The sequence below is a fragment of the Peribacillus sp. B2I2 genome, from assembly GCF_041261685.1.
In the GTDB taxonomy this organism is placed as follows: Bacteria; Bacillota; Bacilli; order Bacillales; family DSM-1321; genus Peribacillus.
Window position 1 is genome coordinate 3,659,379 of sequence record NZ_JBGCCB010000001.1, and the last position, 18,299, is coordinate 3,677,677.

An 18,299-nucleotide genomic window follows, 5' to 3' on the forward strand; every position below is an offset into this window, starting at 1 on the left:
TATATGAAAGATGGCCTTCTTCAGGTAAAATACTGAATTTCCGCTTTAGGGAAAAATTCCGCTATATACCCACGAATTGCCGTTTCCAGTTCTGCGGCTTCTTCGGTTTGGTAAACATATTTACCAATACCGTATCGGCCCCATTTATATTTACGCTTCGTTTCGTCCAGTTCCAATTTCGTTTTCGGGTAGTTTTTTTGAATCACTTTTTTGGCAGGGCCAGTAAACCGATGCTGGATTAATTCGAAAGTCAAGTCTGGGATATCCACGCCTTTTAACGCCTCACTTAACCGTTCGAATAATTCACGGTAGCCCTCTTCCCATGCTTCATGACGATATATTGGAGCTACGATAAAACCCAAGGGATATCCGGCACCTGCCACTTTTCGAGCCGCTTCCATTCTTTCTTCAAAGCTCGAAGTGCCGGGCTCGAAATTCTTTATCACGTAACGTGAATTTATACTGAACCTAAATCTAGTTTTTCCATTATGCTCAGCATCCAACAGGTGGTCGACATGATGAAATTTAGTTACGAACCTTAGGACCCCATATTCACTTTTCCCAAAATATTCTATAGCCCTTTTTAACGAATGTGTCAAATGATCAATTCCGACGATATCTGATGTACAGGCCGCCTCAAAACGTGTAATTTCAGGCTTTCGCTCATTGATATAATTTTCGGCAGCCTCGAAAATCTCCTCGAGATTCACGTATGTCCTAATATATGGCTTTGTTCCGAGTGTCGTCTGTAAATAACAATAATGACAATGCCCCATACACCCGGTTGCAAGAGGGATGGCATATTCAGCAGATGGCTTTGAAGAATCGAATTTCAATGTCTTTCTGATCCCTACCACAAGCGTGGACTTGGCGACACGATATTTTTGTAAATCATTTTCTCCAGGTAGATCCCTAATTTGGTTATGTGAGGTAGTCTCACGGATTTCAATGTTCAAATCCTCAAATTTTTTTTTCAATTCCCGCCCAAGCGGGTATTCCAGTGCCCTGGGCTCGATATATACTAACTGTGGCATAAATGGTTTCATTTCGTTCTCCGTTCTTTTCTGTATTTGTTCATACTTTCAATCGAACTACACAATCTAATTAATAAGGATAGTTTTTCTTTATTCTGTTATCCTCATGATTGTTTTTAATTGGAAAATCCAAAATGAAGGAGATGCGATATGGTATGGCTAATAAACGAGACTTCTTGACAAATGGAATGGGGAAACAATCGATAACCGTCCAAACAGATAATAAATATCCAAATCCCAGGAATATACCTGGAGACTCGGTCGATGAATTTTCGGTATTAAAGGATGGAAACCAATATCTAGCCGAAAAGGAAATAGGCCAGCAAAATGAAAATGGATGAATGAACGCAAAGAGAAGCCGAATCCAACGATTCGGCTTCTCTTTATTTAAGTTCAATGGAATGTAAATTGAACAGAAGTTAAAAACCTACAAGCTCAATCCAATATGTTTATATAAAAAAGCCGTTAAGATCAGCTTTTCAGCACACTTAACGACTTCTTCTATCAGCTTAGCTTATAGCCCACATTTTAATTGTGCTCCACAATTCGTGCAAGTATTACATCCGCCCATTTCCTGGACTTCGCCTTTACGGCAGACCGGACAAGTGTTGCCCACTTCCGACCCAATCGTAACATTCGTCGAACGGAGTTCATTTATCGTATCGACCAATACGACTTTTTTCTTTACTTCCACATCTGTCAATTCGTCCATCTCTAGCTGTTCGTCCATTTGGTTTTCTTCCGCTTTGAGCGTGAGAACCTGACTGTCACGGCTGCCGTCCACATAAACGGTACCGCCTTTTGCTCCGCCTTTGTATAGACGTTCATATACTTTTTCAACCTGTTCGACAGTATATCCTTTTGGAGCATTGACCGTTTTACTGATCGAACTGTCAATCCAGCGTTGAATGATGCATTGAACATCCGCATGGGCTTCAGGTGCCAATTCCATAGCGGAGATGAACCATTTTGGAAGCTCCTCTGGATCAGCTTCTGGATGACGGTCCAAGTATTCCTGAACAATATCAGCCTTAACTTCAATGAATTTGCCAAGTCGGCCACTGCGGAAATACGTGAAGGAGAAGTATGGTTCAAGACCTGTAGATACCCCAACCATCGTTCCTGTGCTTCCTGTAGGAGCCACTGTCAATAAATGAGAGTTACGGATTCCATGTGCAGCAACACTTTCCCTGATGTCTTCCGGCATTTTTTCCATAAATCCGGTTTGTGTGAAACGCGTTCTAAGCTCATCGGTTTCTTTATCATTTGATCCGATCAGGAATGGGAAACTGCCTTTTTCTTTAGCAAGTTCCACGGATGCCCTGTAAGCCGTAGTCGCAATCGTTTCAAACACCTTGTCGACCAGGATGTTTCCTTCTTCAGATCCGTATTCCGTTTCACAGTAGATCAACAGGTCATGCAGACCCATTACACCAAGTCCAACCCGTCGCTCGCCCAGTGCCTGTTTTTTGTTTTCATCCAAGAAATAAGGAGTTGCGTCAATGACATTGTCCTGCATACGCACACCGACTTCGACGGTCTGCCTAAGTTTCTCGAAATTAACGGTTTTGTTATCTTTATCGGCCATTTCAGCCAAATTGACAGCAGCAAGGTTACATACTGAATATGGGGCCAATGGCTGTTCGCCACATGGGTTCGTAGCTACGACCTGTTGACCGTATGCTTTGGCGTTCGTCATTTCATTAGCATTATCGATAAAGAAAATACCTGGTTCAGCAGAATATGTTGCACAAATGTTTATTAAGTTCCAAAGCTCTTTAGCCCGGATTTTACGGTAAACACGAACTTTGTGACCCATTCTCTCCCATTCGCGAACATCACCGACATTATGCCATTCGGCATTATAAATAGCCATTTCTTCGGCATTATAGCTTTCAACATCAGGAAAACGCAATTCGTATTCCTCATCTTTTTCTGCCGCTTCCATAAATTCCTTAGTTAAGCAAATCGAAATGTTGGCGCCAGTTAGAAAATCGGAATTATGGACACTGTACGTTCCGCCTGTACGGATCTTTTCCTCTGCATCCCTAATGATTTTCTCGCTAAATCCACCTAGACCAGGAATCTCTTTATAATTGATGATTCCTTGATACATAGCCGTTTCCTGTTCGGTGTGCGGCGTGAATTTCAATTTATCCGTCGCATATTTCTTGATGGCCTCATCTTTAGTGTTTTCCACTAGATAACGAAGGATCCTTGGATTTTGCATTTTAGAGATGATGAACTCTGCAATATCAGGATGCCAATCAGCGAGCATGATCATTTGCGCACCGCGTCTGCTACCGCCCTGTTCAACAAGATGCGTCAATTTCGCAATATCATCAAGCCATGACACTGAACCCGAGGATTTTCCATTTACCCCTTTTGCCAGAGTGTTCCTTGGACGCAATGTCGATCCGTTCGTACCCACTCCGCCGCCGCGGCTCATGATTTCCATCACTTGTTTCCTATGTTCTGAAATTCCCTCACGTGAATCAGGTACGAATGGCATCACATAGCAGTTGAAATAAGTAACATCCGTATTGGAACCCGCACCATATAATACTCGACCTGCCGGGACAAAATTAAGGTTCTTTAATTCTTCATAGAATTTATTGAACCATTCCGTTCTTTTTTCTTCAGTGGTTTCCACTGAAGCCAAGCCTGTTGCATTACGTTTCGCAATTTGTTCATAGTATATTTCAAGCGGTTTTTCGATAATATCCAGCGGACGGTTTACAATCCCCGTCTCCACTTCTTCCGGATTATCCAATACGCCGCGGAATTCTTCATCCACCAATACCTTGGCTTTTTTGGTTTCCCAATCTATTTCAACGATGTGACCGAGACCCCGTGCTGGGAATTTCGGATCTTCCTTGATCGTCAACACTACGAAATCGCCTGCCGAGAGTGTGATTTTTTCAGTATCCTTAAAAGAATAGCGGTCAAGCATGACTAGACGGGACACTCCCTTATGCGCCATTTTCATATCAGCCGTTACAGGGTGAACCTGGGGAAATAAAGAAATATCCTTATTCAACCTTTCTAGATCAACCTTTAAAGCTTCTTTTATTACAACCGACATAATTCCCTCTCCTTTATATGTTTCAAGATCCGTTCTTGCCGCCGCAAAAATCTATATGTAGCCTTACATGTCCGTTTCGCTTAACAAGTACCCTAAATTTATCATAGCGAAACTCAAAAATCAACATATAGTGTCGCATTAAATATTTCAACTACTATATATTGTGTTTGTTTTGAATGACTTTTAATTTTGTCAAACGATAAATCAATTAATATAGTTAGCAAAAGGGAGGAAAATGTCGATTTACAATAATTTTTCATCAGATTTCAATTAATTTGGACCTTGCTTTTTCCCCATCCCTTTTAGGACTTATTCCTGCAAGGAATAGCTTATTTGGTAAACAAATCTGAAAAAACTTTTTTATTTTCCACTTTAATTATTCTGCTTCTTCTATCTCATGAAATTCCATTCATCGCTTTCATATTTGCTTTCTGCAATGGCCTTCACTTCCAGCAATTGTTGTTCAGTGAGGACGTATGGTTCTAGATCGATCGATAGTCCTTCGGCAAAACCTTTTTCAAAAGCAACTTTCGCTTCGGGGATGGTAATCTTTCTTCCGGCAATGTCATTCATGGCTACAGCTTTGTTTTTTAAGTTTTTTTGCATTCTCTCTTTAACCCTGTCATTTGAAAATTTAAATACGCTAAAGAGCTTTTCATCATCAAGTTCAAGCAAAATGGCCCCGTGTTGAAGGATGACGCCCTTTTGCCTGGTTTGTGCGCTGCCAGCGACCTTCCTGCCCTCAACGACCAGTTCATACCAGCTTGGAGCATCAAAGCAGACGGAAGACTTGGGCGCTTTTAAAGCCGCTTTTTCCTGCTCGGTTCGAGGCACAGCAAAATAAGCATCCAATCCAAGATTCCTGAACCCCATTAATATTCCTTCAGATATGACACGATATGCTTCAGTAACGGTAGTTGGCATTCCCGGATAGGATTCTGGAACGATTACGCTATAAGTCAATTCATGCTCGTGCAGCACCGCTCGCCCTCCTGTTGGTCTGCGAACAAAACCGAGGCCTTGCCTTTTGACCTCTTCCATATCGATTTCCGCTTCTGCCTTTTGAAAATAACCAATCGACAATGTCGCTGGATCCCAACCATAAAAGCGTATGATTGGCGGAATTTCCCCTTTGCTTTGCCAATTTAAAAGCGCTTCGTCCATCGCCATATTAAAAGCCGGTGAACAATTTCCAGAATCTATAAAACCCCATTTTTCTTTAGTCATCCTAAACCCTCGTTTCAATAGACTGTTTTTCAGTAATTCCGTTATACCCCACAAAAAACTCACATGTAGTAGTTTAACAGACTTTAACACTCTAAAAAAGAAAGTGCTATCAAGTCGATAAAGAATTTGATGAAAATTCTTTTTGATTATTAAGTAAAGCAATTATATAATAAGTATTGTCTGTATTCGTTAAGGTAGAAGGGAGTTTTAATGTTTGGAATTATTATATACACTGCTCATCATCTTGGGAGTGGTTATTGCGTATTCACTTTTTAATTGGTACCGCCAGCGTAAAATCGTTAAAACATTAACACAGGACGAATTTATCGCTAACTACAGAAAAGTGCAACTGATCGATGTTCGGGAACCGAATGATTTTGATAATGGTCATATCTTAGGCGCAAGAAACATCCCTATGACGCAAATGAAAACTCGCTTGGTCGAAATTAGGCCGGACAAGCCTGTATACTTGTACGCTCAAAGCGAAATCATCAGCGGAAGAGCTGCAGCCATGCTATACAAAAAGGGCTACAAGGAACTTTTTCACCTAAAAGGCGGTTTCAAAATGTGGACCGGGAAAATCAAAGCAAAGAAATAAGACCCCATCTCCGCATGGGCTCTTTTTAATTAAAACGTCTACATGTTCAATGCGGGCTCAATGAAAATGAAAATGAAAGTTAACTCATTGACTTTGATTAGTTCTTTACAAGATACATAAACATGAAAAAACCCCCGCCGGCAGGCAGGGGTTTTTTCATGTAAGCTTTCAGTCTAGGCTTGAAAACGCAGAACCGGTTTTCTTGCAGCAAGAGTTTCATCAAGCCGCTTTATAACGGTCGTATGCGGAGCTTCCTGAACGATTTCCGGAGTTTCCTCCGCTTCCTTGGCAATCTGGATCATTGCATCGATGAATGCATCCAGAGTTTCCTTGGACTCCGTTTCGGTCGGTTCTATCATCATTCCTTCTTCCACGTTCAACGGGAAGTAAATGGTTGGAGGATGATACCCGAAATCCAGCAATCTTTTGGCTATGTCGAGAGTCCTGACTCCCAATTTCTTTTGCCGACGTCCGCTTAATACGAATTCGTGCTTACAATGACGATTATATGGTAGGTCAAAATAAGGTTCCAACCTACGCATCATATAATTTGCATTGAGGACCGCATTCTCGGTGACGGCTTTAAGGCCATCAGGACCCATTGAACGAATGTACGTATAAGCCCTCACGTTTATCCCGAAATTCCCATAGTAGGGTTTTACCCTGCCAATGGATTGCGGGCGATCATAATCAAGAACGAATTGCTCATCTTGTTTGACCACAAGCGGTTTAGGCAAGTAAGGAATCAAATCCGACTTTACCCCTACAGGGCCAGAACCCGGACCGCCGCCGCCATGCGGGCCAGTGAATGTTTTATGGAGATTTAAGTGAACCACATCAAAGCCCATGTCACCCGGGCGTGCTTTTGAAAGTACTGCATTCAGATTGGCACCATCATAATAAAGCTTCCCACCGGCATCATGGACAAGTTGTGCCATTTCCAAAATGTTCTCTTCAAACAATCCCAACGTATTGGGGTTCGTCAGCATCAAAGCCGCCGTATCCGGTCCCACAACACGCTTTAAATCCTCAAGGTCGACTAACCCGTTTTCATCGGATTTCACTGTTATCGTTTCAAGTCCGGCCACAGTGGCAGAAGCTGGATTCGTACCGTGTGCAGAATCGGGTACGATCACTTTCGTCCGTTCTGTATCGCCATTAGCTTCGTGAAAAGCGCGAATCATCATCAACCCTGTCCATTCACCGTGTGCACCTGCTGCAGGCTGTAATGTCACTTGATCCATCCCAGTGATTTCCGTTAGATGTTCCTGCAAATCAAATAATAGTCCCAAGGCTCCCTGAACAGTACTCGGATCTTGATATGGATGGATATGGGCGAAACCGTTAAAGCGTGCCACATTTTCATTTATTTTCGGATTATATTTCATCGTGCATGAACCCAGCGGATAAAAACCCGAATCCACTCCATGATTCCGTTTGGAAAGTGCTGTATAGTGACGCATGATATCCAATTCGGACACCTCAGGAAGCTTAGCCTCTTCTTCACGGATGTAGTCGGCAGGAAGAATTTCTTCGAGCGGAGTAGTTGCAACATCCATTTCTGGCAGACTATACCCGATTCGACCGGATGTACTGATTTCAAAAATGAGTGATTGATCTTGATTATTCATGTTGATCCCCCAATTCCTGCGCAAGTGCATCAATTTCTTCTTTTGTTCTAAGTTCCGTTACCGCGACCAGCATATGGTCTTCCAGCTCAGGATATACCTTTCCTAAATCAAAGCCGCCGATCATCCCTTTTTCAAATAGGTTTTTATTGATTTCTGAAAACGAAGCAGGCAGTTTAATGACAAATTCATTAAACGAAGGACCGTCGAACATTACTTTTATCCCTTTTGCCTCAATAGCTTTTTTCGCATAATGCGCTTTTTGAATATTTTGCACGGCCATTTCTTTGACCCCCTTTTTCCCAAGAGCGGTCATTGCAACAGAAGCTGCCAAGGCGTTCAACGCTTGATTGGAACAAATGTTGGATGTGGCCTTATCACGGCGAATGTGCTGCTCACGAGCTTGAAGCGTCAGCACAAAACCCCTTTTTCCATTTTCATCCACTGTTTGACCGACGAGTCTGCCCGGAACTTTCCGTACAAGTTTATTCGTAACGGCAAAATATCCACAATGAGGTCCGCCGAATGCTGCTGGAATGCCGAATGGCTGAGCATCCCCCGTTACGATATCTGCACCGAGGGCACCAGGGGATGTCAAGGCTCCCAGTGCAAGCGGATTACTGGAAACGATAAACATGGACTTGACGCCATGAATGATTTCTTCCATTTCTTTCAATGGCTCGATGCGGCCAAAAAAGTTCGGATATTGCACAATCACTCCTGCAATATCATCATTCACCAACTCCCTTAAGGCCGCCATATCCGTCACACCGTCTTTATAAGGAATTTCGATCACTTCCACGCGTTGTCCTTTCGCATAGGTCTTTACGACTTCTCTTGATTCAGGATGAACCGTCCCTGAAATGAGAATCTTCTTGCGTCGTGTGTGACCTGAAGCAAGCATGGCTGCTTCAGCTAGCGCTGTCCCGCCGTCATACATGGAGGAGTTAGCCACATCCATACCCGTCAATTCACAAATCATCGTTTGATATTCAAAGATGGCCTGAAGCTCGCCCTGTGAAATTTCAGGCTGATAGGGTGTATAAGCCGTATAAAACTCAGAACGGGAAAGAACATGATCGACGATGACCGGTGCATAATGGTCATAGACACCCGCACCAAGGAAGGAAGCATAGTTTTTAAGATCCGCATTCTTGGAAGCAAGCCTTGATAATTCTTTCATTAAGGCAGGTTCCGATTTAGCGGGCTTGATATCGTATTCGCCTTGAAAACGAACACTTTCAGGGATATCATTGAAAAGTTCTTCAACAGTAGGTACACCTATCACTTCAAGCATTTCTTGTTTATCTTGCTCTGTCATGGGTAAATAACGATGTTTCATCTAATGACCATTCCCCTCTATTTACGTGGTTTTTTATAAAAAGGTGTTTGTATGATAACGGCTTTCAAACGTTTGGATCGGATTTCCACTTCGACTTCCGCATCCAGCACCGAAAATTCCTTATCGATAAGTGCCAATCCTACGTTTTTCTTCAACGTTGGTGATTGGGTACCAGTCGTGACCTCGCCAATGACTTTGTCCCCGCTGTAGACCTTATACCCATGACGTGGAATACCACGGTCAATCATTTCAATTCCCATAAGCTTGCGGGGAGCCCCTTTCTCCTTTTGTTCAGCAAGAACGGCTTTCCCGAAAAAATCTGCTTCCTTATCCACTTTTACCGCAAAACCGATCCCGGCTTCTATTGGGGTGATGTCCGCTGAAAGTTCCTGCCCATACAGTGGCAGCTTCGCTTCAAAACGCAGGGTATCACGAGCACCTAAACCAATCGGCTGAATCCCTTCTTCCTTGCCGGCATCCAGAATCGCCTTCCAAAGGGCAGGACCGTTTTCACTATCGCTATATATCTCAAAACCATCTTCACCAGTATATCCGGTACGGGATACCATCGTGGAGATACCATTTATCATGACATTTTCCTTGAACTTGAAAAATCCAATTTCACTTAAGGCAGTATTTTCTGATAGTTTTTGTAATATCTTCTCTGCAGATGGCCCTTGAAGTGCTAGCTGTGTATAGTGACTCGATACATTCGTGATTTGGACATCTTCTGGTAGATTAGCTTGCAGCCAATCGAAATCTTTTTCTGTATTCGCTGCATTGACCACGAGCAGATAGTCGTCTTCAGCCCTCTTATAAACGATGAGATCATCAACCGTCCCGCCGTTTTCATAGCACATAGCCGTATATTGGGCACCGCCCTGTTGCAGCTTTGATATATCATTAGTCAGCATCTTCTGTAAAAAGGAAAGGCTCGCAGGACCCTTAACATCAACTTCCCCCATATGGGAAACATCGAATAACCCCGCTTTTGTACGTACGGCTTCATGTTCGTCCTTTATACCCGAAAATTGGACAGGAAGTTCCCAGCCGCCAAAATCGATCGTTTTACCGCCGCATTCACGATAAACTTCAAATAGTGGTGTTCTTTTTAAATTGGTCAAAAAATGACCCCCCTCAGATTTTTTAATTTAAATGGCTTCATTATCAAAGCTTCTTGTCATTACGCATCAGATATCCTGATTCATGATGTGAAAAAAGCACAAAAAAGGACAGAGAAAGCCCGTTTGAGCTTTTTCTCTGTCCTGAAACCTGAAAGTTTACCTATATAATAGGTTTTCCCCTTTGGTGGCCGTCCCAAAATGGGCGGCGCTCTCCAGAGTTGCGTCCAATAAGAGTTCTTTTGCCTGAGAGATTCACTGCTAAGTTTGCTCCTTCGGCGCTACATCCGTAGTCTCTCCCCTTATCTTCACCCGCATATAAATGGTCTACCAATGAAAGTAAGCGAATAAGCCCCAAGCATTAGTAAAACCTTTGAGCATCATGGAATGCATTCTCTGCCAACTCTCCTAAAACTTCAGGAACCGTTTGAATGATCTCCTTCAGTATCTTGGATAAAATAGGAGCCTGTAGCGCATACTAAGAAAACGCGAACTGCAAAACCGAAATACAAAGATTCTTTATAGCGTTTGGAAATTGGAATTTTCTAAATATACTTATATCCTACCCTAAGAAACTTATCTCTGCAATATCTTTTGAAGAGAAATATTTTTCTTACTTCACATATGAAATGTTCGGGTTTTGACCTTTTATTAAGGAAATTATGATTTAAGAGGGAGTTATTTCTATGAAAATCAATATATCCTTCAATTCTGAATGGAATGACGAGTTTCTGCAAAAGATGGAAAATGACGGTCCATGGGGAAATTGGGAGCTTTATAAGTTGGCGGTTCAAATGGAGGAAAATCTCATCATCCCTGATTTTGAGGGTTTACAGGCGCCCAAGCACCTTCCGCAGTTAACCCCGCTTCCCCACCAATTGGAAGCAGCAAAGCAAGTGGTGGAAAAGATGAATGGAAAGGCCATTTTAGCTGATGAGGTAGGGCTCGGAAAAACAATTGAAGCCGGCTTGATCCTAAAAGAATATATGATTAGAGGCCTTGTAAAAAAAGTATTGATCCTTGTACCGGCTTCACTTGTAACACAATGGGCTTTTGAATTGAATACCAAGTTTCATATTCCGGCAGTCGTTCAGAGAAAAAGTTATGTTTGGGACTCCTGTGATGTGGTCATTTCATCCATTGATACAGCGAAACGCGCTCCACATCGTGATATCATTTTCAATCAGGAATATGACTTCATCATTATTGACGAAGCTCATAAACTTAAAAATAATAAGACGAAGAACTATGAATTCGTCCAAAATCTGAAAAAGAAATTTTGTTTACTCCTGACAGCTACTCCCATTCAAAATAAAGTCGAGGAAATTTTCCACCTCGTTTCGTTATTGAAACCAGGCCACTTGGGAAATGCCACACTCTTTTCGGAAAAATATAAAGGGAAAGGCCGGAACATAATTGAAGATGAACACCTTAAGGAACTGGTCAACACTGTTATGATACGAAACCGGCGGGCCGATACTGGTATTGAATGGACAAAAAGGCATGTGGAAACCATCACCATTGAATTTTCTCCAACCGAGCAGGCATTGTACGATGCCGTTTCCAAATTTAAGCCTATTTCGGATGGAACAAAAGGAAGCGCCTTTTCAGCTCTCACTCTCCAAAGGGAAGCCTGCAGCAGCAGGGAGGCAGTCTTTTATACTTTAAAAAATATGAAAGCAAAATACGACCAGCCTTCCCCTGACTTTTTGGCAAAGCTTGATGATTTATTTTCTAAAGTAAACGAAACGGTTCAGAACTCCAAAGCTGAAAAAGCTTTGGAACTGATCAAGAAAATTGATGACAAAGTGATTATCTTTACCGAATACCGAGCGACCCAGCTTTATCTGCAATGGTACCTGCAACAGAATGGGATTTCTTCAGTCCCTTTCCGAGGCGGATTTAAGCGTGGAAAGAAAGACTGGATGCGCGAATTATTCCAAAAGAAAATACAGGTATTAATCGCAACCGAAGCGGGCGGGGAAGGGATAAACCTTCAGTTTTGCCATCACTTGATTAATTTTGACCTGCCATGGAACCCCATGAGACTCGAGCAAAGAATTGGGCGGATTCACCGGCTTGGTCAGGAAGAAGATGTCATGATTTATAACTTTTCCACGAAAAATACAGTTGAAGAACATATTCTGAAGTTACTATACGAAAAAATCAATTTATTTGAAAAAGTAATTGGTGAACTGGATGATATTCTAACCAAACTGGATATTAACAACATTGAAGAATACTTAATTGATGTAGTCGGCGAGTCCAAAACAGAGGGCGAAATGAAAATCAAGATGGATAATTTTTCATCGTTAATTCAATTCGCTCAATCCATGAAGGAAGGTGAGGTTCATGCAGCAACGGGAAATTCATGATTTTTTATTAACTTACTTTAAAGCCAATGATTGTGAAATACTGGATAATACACCAACCCACCTTACCGTTCAACTGACGATTGAAATGGATAAAGAATTAATGAACAGACCCTTTTATTGGCACTATCTAGAAAAAACGGGTGGCATTCCGAACCCAGCCCAGATGACTTTCATTACCGACCCAGAACACGCTCCACCCGATTTAAAGGGAGAAATGATTCATTTTGGCTCCCCTCGCCTTCATCAAATTATTCAATCAACAAAAAATCTGGCAGGGTATACTAGACTTTTTGAGGATACTCCTCCATCAAAAGGCGGGAATAATCCATTGTTTCCTTGGCTAACCCTTAATGTGAAAATATCCTATCAATGCGATCGTAAAAAAGATACCTTTATGTCCATCGGATTGAATTTAATCTCAGGCGAGATCATGGAAAGCTTTCACCATCGGGTTTTACCGGTTAAGGTCACCCCAAAAATACCGGATTATTCCTTTACGCTTTCACCGCTCATCATGCCCAAGAGTGGATTGGCCAGACTGGATACATACATCAGAACCAGTTTCGAGGATGATGACCATTCTTGGGCGGAAGAAGCAATGCTTCGCTGGCAGAATGACTTGAATTTATTGGAGCATTTTTACAAGGATATGGACGAAAAAAGTGAGAGCTATTTTACCGAAAAAGAAGCCTTAAAAGCACAATATGAACCGAACATCCGAATATCCATCATCAATGGAGGTTTATTTTACCTTTCAGATAGGGCGTTGGGATAGGATCCTTAATAAAAAAACAGATGTCCTAATTTAAGGACATCTGTTCTATTTCTTGATATTTTTCCTTAAGAACATCGACAAAGCAAAAGGGACAATGCCAAACCAATGGGACATACCATGGTTTTTATCCTCTTTTCTATGACGTCGCTTTTCTTTTCGTTCTTTTTTGGTCAGATTAAAATATTCGACAAGCTGTTGCGTCAGATATTTAATATAAGCGTTTGTAGACATATAAAAATCACCCTAAACAAAGTATGCCCGGTTTACGCTTGTTTTATTCCTTCACTTGTTCCCTAAACACGCGAATCTATCGCTTGAACATGATTGAACCTTTATAAAAGACTGTGTATTTTACGTATTACACAGCCTGCTTTTCTATCCATTGTATCACTCGCCCCGCTTCTGTATCGTATTGAATGATGACCCTACCCCTTCGGTCATTTTTAGTCGTCGATGAAAATTCTATATAGACGTAAGGACCATCTTCCTCCGTTAAGGAATATCGCACCGTACCATTGGGGTAGAAAATTTCCCCCTGGATGATTTCCGGGACCTCTTCCCCCCACTCTGACGTCACATCCTTAACGGCAAGGTGGACAAGATGATCGGCCACAAGCGATTCTTCCACTTCTTTATAAAACATTTTATCGATGATAAATTGATCGATCATTAATATCGTGAACATGATGAAAACACTCGCTACAATCATGATCATCGGGAAAACGACTCCTTTTTGATTATTCATCGACTTTCGTCACATTTCTTAAGAAAGGATGAAATCTTCGACTGAAAGTAGTCCCTGCTTTATCCGTTATATTTAGAACAATGACACTTCCATCCTTCTCAACCTGGAATTCCGAAATGTTCTGCAAGATGACCTCATGCCCCTTACCATTCACTCTCCTTCGGACCTTATCTTCATATTGTTCAATGGATGATAATTGTTCACCTGAAAGCAAATATAATTTATTTCCCATTACATCCTGAACTTTGGAACTCCGGACCTCCTGCTTCATTTGCATGGTAAAGACCTCCCACTCTTTAGGATGCAATTTATCAATGGATCTCATCTGGGTGTGAATGATTGAAAAAAGCTGTAGGACAAAAAGGGACGTCGTCATTAAGATCATTAAAGAAAAAAGCAACTCTATCATCGTAAAACCATCATCTTTTCGCAGCATCACAAATGGTTTCAAATTTACCCGATTCATTTTCATAACGTACACACCCTTCAATCATCCCCGGGAAATCCCCATGATCCTTCCAAATCAATTCATAGGATCTTTTTTTGTTGATGATTTCCTGTCCAATTGCTTGTATCTCCCCATCCATGAAAGCCGTCAATCTTTCATATAATAAATGGTGGGCTTCTGTCCTGATTACGATATCTTTCCGATGCGTGATTAACTCGTCAATAATCGGTAAAATGGAAAGGATCAAGAAAATACAAACGAAAAATGCGGCCATTAGCTCAAGGTAGACGTAACCTTTACAATTTCTCAATCCTGAACCTCCCTTTACCTATATTGAGGACCAATTTATACTGTCCTTTTGAAGTGTCAATGATCATCGTTCCTGCTTTTGAAGCATTTCCAAACTGATTAAAATGAAAGCTGAACCCTAATGTGCCATTTAAAAACTGTATATCCTTTGGTATGCTTCTCTCTAGAACGATTCCCTCCTTATAAGACAAAATGGTATAAACCTTTTTGTTATTATCAATCTGGAGGTAAATCAGGCTCTCATGACTGATGGCATACTGCTGTGCATGGAAAAGATCTTCATGGAACCGGGAAATGAATAGCCTATTTTCCATTCCTTTAGTGAAGCTTGGATATAAATTTGGACTGATGGAAATCAGGAGTACAAAAATAACGAGGACTATAAGGGTTTCAGACAGGGTATACCCGCCATTGGAGCGCCGTGCATTCACTTTTCTCCTACTCAACGACCGTTATCTTTCCTTTGCTATCCAAACTAATATCATCCCCATTAGGACAGGATGTCTGTTTGAGATAGCCTTGGCTTTCCAATTCATTGATACTTACGGGCAGTTTAGCATTGTCGATCTCATATGCCTGAACCTGTGCTTGAGCCATCTTCACGAATGCTTCACACCCTTTAGACTGGATTGTCGATTGGTTCTTCGTGATATTGGGTATTGTAATAATCAAAAGAATGGATATTACAAGTAAAACAATGAGCATCTCAATTAGTGTAAAACCTCGTTCATTCATCACTTTCTTCATCATATCATCCTGCTCCTGAAACCATCTGAATACCAGATGGTTTCAGGAGCAATTTCACCTCCAGAATGCAAAAATCAAATTCTATATACCTTCGAGCAGAGAGAACATCGGCAGCAAAACCGCTAAATAAATGGACACGATCACAATACCTATCAGTAAAAACATAAGGGGCTGAATGATTTTCAAGACTGCATTCATTCTCTCTTCAATTTTCTCCAGTAAAAAACGACTGTAATGAAGTAGCTCCGCATCAAGTCTGCCATATCTTTGACCATTTGCAACGACCACCGGTAAATTCCCATCAAAATAGGGGAGTTCACGAAAGATCATTTCAAGCGATCTGCCCTCGATAAGGTCATCCTTAATGATCGAGCATAGTTTTTGGTAAAAAGGCTGCTGCTGATTTATAGAGAATAATTTGATGCTGTCGTTAATCGATAACCCTCCGGAAAGTAAGCCACTGAATTGGCTTGCAAAAAAATAAGTTTCGTATAACTTGATGAAGGTTCCTAATATCGGAATTCCCATCAAAATCCTCCGCTGCCGTAATGGGCATAATCCGTTAAACCAAAATCGTTTGAGTACAAACAAGAATAGGAGCGATACGAGAAAAATGAAGGGGAGAGCCGGAAGAATGAATGTAGAAGCTGACAGTAATTTCAAGATTGTATTCTGTTCAACATCCATCGTGAAATAGATGGTCTGGAATTTAGGAAGGAGAACACTCTGAAGAATGTAAAAAACGATGCTTACAAAAAAGATTAAGAATACGGGATACACCATTAACTTTTTTACTTTATCCATATCCTCCGTTCTTTTCTTCCAATATCGCCCTCCCTCTTTCAATGCCCGATCCAGGTCGCCGTATTGCTCTCCATAAAATATATAACTTACAAGCTGAGGATGAAAATTAAGATGGGTTAGCACTTGATGCAACGGGTAACCGTTCCTTAATTCCTTTATGGCCAGAGTGAAGTCTTCCGCTTTATTCTTTGATTCCTGAAATTCGAGAAAATGTAAAGCTTCCGCCAAGGGATAACCATGATGTAATAATTCACCTAGCTTCGAAATAAAGACCGCCTGTTCTTTTAACTTCCATTTAGTTTTTAGCTTCATGGTATACAAGCCGTTCATATTCCTGCGAATCCACATAGCCCATCGCAACAGCTTTTCCTATTTCATCCTTCAATAGGCGGTAGCTGGCCGTTGCCCTTCCTTTTTCATCCCCCATCATCCGGAGAACCTCGGCCAGGCTTTTTCCATAAAGCAATTCATACACACTTGCCCTTTTATTCCTGGCAGTCATTTGGCAAGCAAAAGCACAGTCCCCATTACATGGAAGACACCTCAATTCAACCAGCCGCTGTGCTGTCACGCCAATCAAACTCTGTTCAATCTCAAGCAAGCTGACACCAAATTCAAGTAACCTGGAGATAGCCCCCTGTGCATCCCTTGTATGCATGGTTGTAAGTATCAAATGGCCGGTTAGAGCTGCACGCACTGCGATTTTGGCCGTTTCGGCATCCCTGACTTCCCCTACCATGATCACGTCGGGATCATGCCTTAGCACAGCTTTAAGTCCGACAGAATAAGTAATGCCCGCCTTTTCATTGATTTGGACTTGCAGTACCTTTTCAGATACATTTTCAATGGGATCTTCAAGCGTTATGATATTTCGATTGATCATCTCATGGGCATGATGAAGCAGGGAATATAGTGTCGTGGTTTTCCCACTGCCGGTCGGACCGGTAAAAATGAGCATGCCATGGGAATGCTTCAAAAGTGCAATCAATTTTTGAACGGTGTTTGGAAATAAGGATAACTGTTCTAGAGGAAGGATATTCTGTTGGGGTATTAAGCGGATGACCAAACTTTCGAGATAGGAAGTGGGTAGAGTGGAAAGGCGGAGTCCAACCACTTGGTTAGCCAAATTGATGGTGATGGCACCACTCTGGGGTCTCCTTTTCTCCCCTATGTCCATTGCGGCAAGGAACTTCAAATGGGCTATCAGCCTTTCAGCTTCAAAGAATGATAATGTTTCCTGGGGAACGAGTTTATTATCTATCCTGAATTGGATGAGAGGCCCCTCCCTGCGAAAAAAAATGTGGATATCCGATGCTGATAACTTTATGGCACGGGTAAGTATTTTTTCTGCGGTCTTTTCAATCGATATCAATTCATTCATCACCTCCTATGTTTCTTGTTGTATGAATTCGACAATCCACGACAAATTCCTGCTTATGAATAAAAAAAATCCCCGAAAGGAAACTTCGAGAATCGACTTACATGCTCATTTTCAAATTAATCCTTTGTGATACCAAATTTCTTAATGCGTCCTCATTATGACCAATCACCAGTTTTTCCCCGTTGATAAGGATGGGCCTTCTTAATAACTTCGGTTCTTTTGTTAATAATTGGATGACATCAGAAAGCATCATTTCGTCAATATTAATATGTAAGCCTTTGTAAGCTTCACTTCTGGTTGCCAAGACTTCATCAAGTCCTTCCGTTGTCAATTCAAGAATTCTTTTTAACTCTGCTACTGTTGGAGTTTCCCTGAATAAATGTCGCTCATCGAAGGAAACATGATTGGCCTTTAACCATTTTTTTGTTTTTCGGCAAGATGTACAACTTGGGTACGAAAAGAATGTTAACTGTTGCATACTTATCACTCCCCGTTCACATTTTGTATATATAATCACCCATATAATGATTGTATAACATTTGTACAATTATTGTATATTATTTTACCTTATAAAACCGTTTGAATTGTGAACTTTTTTTAAACTAAGGGGAGTTTGCCATTTCTATTATTCCATTTTTTTCTTCCTGCATTATAATGAACATAGTTAAACTATGGAACAT

General features: G+C 41.4%; 19 protein-coding genes and 2 riboswitches. Of the genes, 4 read left to right on the top strand and 15 right to left on the bottom strand.

The window, feature by feature from the left end:
• Positions 1–20 precede the first annotated feature (20 nt).
• Positions 21–1,046: a spore photoproduct lyase gene (gene splB, locus ABIE66_RS18035; protein WP_370015781.1), complete on the bottom strand. Its 1,026-nt coding sequence runs from the start codon at positions 1,044–1,046 to the stop codon at positions 21–23.
• Between the two features lie 143 nt (positions 1,047–1,189).
• On the opposite strand from splB, the gene ABIE66_RS18040 reads away from it, so the two are divergent.
• Positions 1,190–1,375, top strand: coding sequence for a hypothetical protein (locus tag ABIE66_RS18040; RefSeq protein WP_289315692.1), 186 nt, complete (start codon positions 1,190–1,192; stop codon positions 1,373–1,375).
• A gap of 173 nt (positions 1,376–1,548) precedes the next feature.
• Here ABIE66_RS18040 and ABIE66_RS18045 read toward each other — a convergent pair whose 3' ends face one another.
• Both ABIE66_RS18045 and ABIE66_RS18050 read right to left on the bottom strand, forming a co-directional pair.
• Positions 1,549–4,119 carry a vitamin B12-dependent ribonucleotide reductase gene (locus tag ABIE66_RS18045; RefSeq protein ID WP_289325713.1) on the bottom strand — a complete coding sequence of 857 codons (2,571 nt, stop codon included), beginning with the start codon at positions 4,117–4,119 and terminating at the stop codon, positions 1,549–1,551.
• Between the two features lie 390 nt (positions 4,120–4,509).
• Positions 4,510–5,346, bottom strand: coding sequence for a lipoate--protein ligase family protein (locus ABIE66_RS18050; RefSeq protein ID WP_289325714.1), 837 nt, complete (start codon positions 5,344–5,346; stop codon positions 4,510–4,512).
• Positions 5,347–5,560: 214 nt separating this feature from the next.
• Between ABIE66_RS18050 and ABIE66_RS18055 the strand changes: the two genes are divergently transcribed.
• Positions 5,561–5,944 carry a rhodanese-like domain-containing protein gene (locus ABIE66_RS18055; RefSeq protein WP_289315689.1) on the top strand — a complete coding sequence of 128 codons (384 nt, stop codon included), beginning with the start codon at positions 5,561–5,563 and terminating at the stop codon, positions 5,942–5,944.
• A gap of 173 nt (positions 5,945–6,117) precedes the next feature.
• On the opposite strand, the gene gcvPB is transcribed toward ABIE66_RS18055, so the two are convergent.
• From gcvPB to gcvT, 3 genes are read right to left on the bottom strand one after another with little or no spacing between them, the layout of a single operon-like run.
• Positions 6,118–7,575, bottom strand: coding sequence for an aminomethyl-transferring glycine dehydrogenase subunit GcvPB (gene gcvPB, locus ABIE66_RS18060; protein ID WP_289325715.1), 1,458 nt, complete (start codon positions 7,573–7,575; stop codon positions 6,118–6,120).
• Positions 7,568–8,914, bottom strand: a complete 1,347-nt coding sequence (gcvPA, locus tag ABIE66_RS18065) for an aminomethyl-transferring glycine dehydrogenase subunit GcvPA (protein ID WP_289325716.1) — start codon at positions 8,912–8,914, stop codon at positions 7,568–7,570. Before gcvPA ends, gcvPB begins: the two co-directional genes overlap by 8 nt.
• Positions 8,915–8,931: 17 nt before the next feature.
• Positions 8,932–10,038, bottom strand: a complete 1,107-nt coding sequence (gene gcvT / locus ABIE66_RS18070) for a glycine cleavage system aminomethyltransferase GcvT (RefSeq protein WP_289325717.1) — start codon at positions 10,036–10,038, stop codon at positions 8,932–8,934.
• A gap of 134 nt (positions 10,039–10,172) precedes the next feature.
• A riboswitch (glycine riboswitch) is annotated at positions 10,173–10,256 on the bottom strand.
• Positions 10,257–10,259: 3 nt separating this feature from the next.
• Positions 10,260–10,347, bottom strand: a riboswitch (glycine riboswitch).
• A 374-nt stretch (positions 10,348–10,721) separates the two neighbouring features.
• Here gcvT and ABIE66_RS18075 point away from each other — a divergent pair.
• Both ABIE66_RS18075 and ABIE66_RS18080 read left to right on the top strand, forming a co-directional pair.
• The gene (locus ABIE66_RS18075) at positions 10,722–12,410 is read left to right on the top strand and encodes a DEAD/DEAH box helicase (RefSeq protein ID WP_289325718.1); all 1,689 of its coding nucleotides are present in this window, start codon (positions 10,722–10,724) and stop codon (positions 12,408–12,410) included.
• Positions 12,388–13,185, top strand: a complete 798-nt coding sequence (locus ABIE66_RS18080; RefSeq protein WP_289325719.1) for a YqhG family protein — start codon at positions 12,388–12,390, stop codon at positions 13,183–13,185. The genes ABIE66_RS18075 and ABIE66_RS18080 overlap by 23 nt, the downstream gene beginning before the upstream one ends.
• 45 nt (positions 13,186–13,230) lie before the next feature.
• On the opposite strand, the gene ABIE66_RS18085 is transcribed toward ABIE66_RS18080, so the two are convergent.
• The 9 genes from ABIE66_RS18085 to ABIE66_RS18125 form a co-directional block, all read right to left on the bottom strand.
• Entirely contained in the window at positions 13,231–13,416 is a 186-nt protein-coding gene (locus tag ABIE66_RS18085; protein ID WP_289315683.1) for a YqzE family protein, read from the bottom strand.
• A 127-nt stretch (positions 13,417–13,543) separates the two neighbouring features.
• Positions 13,544–13,930, bottom strand: coding sequence for a competence type IV pilus minor pilin ComGG (gene comGG, locus ABIE66_RS18090; RefSeq protein WP_289325720.1), 387 nt, complete (start codon positions 13,928–13,930; stop codon positions 13,544–13,546).
• The gene (gene comGF, locus ABIE66_RS18095) at positions 13,923–14,402 is read right to left on the bottom strand and encodes a competence type IV pilus minor pilin ComGF (RefSeq protein WP_370015784.1); all 480 of its coding nucleotides are present in this window, start codon (positions 14,400–14,402) and stop codon (positions 13,923–13,925) included. Before comGF ends, comGG begins: the two co-directional genes overlap by 8 nt.
• On the bottom strand, positions 14,350–14,688 hold the full coding sequence (locus ABIE66_RS18100) for a hypothetical protein (RefSeq protein WP_370015786.1): 339 nt from the start codon (positions 14,686–14,688) through the stop codon (positions 14,350–14,352). The genes comGF and ABIE66_RS18100 overlap by 53 nt, the downstream gene beginning before the upstream one ends.
• Entirely contained in the window at positions 14,675–15,118 is a 444-nt protein-coding gene (gene comGD, locus ABIE66_RS18105) for a competence type IV pilus minor pilin ComGD (RefSeq protein ID WP_289325723.1), read from the bottom strand. The genes ABIE66_RS18100 and comGD overlap by 14 nt, the downstream gene beginning before the upstream one ends.
• Positions 15,119–15,125: 7 nt before the next feature.
• A complete protein-coding gene (gene comGC / locus ABIE66_RS18110) occupies positions 15,126–15,434 on the bottom strand; it encodes a competence type IV pilus major pilin ComGC (protein ID WP_289327350.1) in 309 nt (102 codons plus the stop codon).
• 81 nt (positions 15,435–15,515) lie between these two features.
• On the bottom strand, positions 15,516–16,568 hold the full coding sequence (gene comGB / locus ABIE66_RS18115) for a competence type IV pilus assembly protein ComGB (RefSeq protein ID WP_289334751.1): 1,053 nt from the start codon (positions 16,566–16,568) through the stop codon (positions 15,516–15,518).
• Positions 16,534–17,610, bottom strand: coding sequence for a competence type IV pilus ATPase ComGA (gene comGA / locus ABIE66_RS18120; RefSeq protein WP_370017076.1), 1,077 nt, complete (start codon positions 17,608–17,610; stop codon positions 16,534–16,536). The genes comGB and comGA overlap by 35 nt, the downstream gene beginning before the upstream one ends.
• 106 nt (positions 17,611–17,716) lie before the next feature.
• Positions 17,717–18,097, bottom strand: a complete 381-nt coding sequence (locus ABIE66_RS18125; RefSeq protein ID WP_370015789.1) for a Spx/MgsR family RNA polymerase-binding regulatory protein — start codon at positions 18,095–18,097, stop codon at positions 17,717–17,719.
• Positions 18,098–18,299 lie beyond the last annotated feature (202 nt).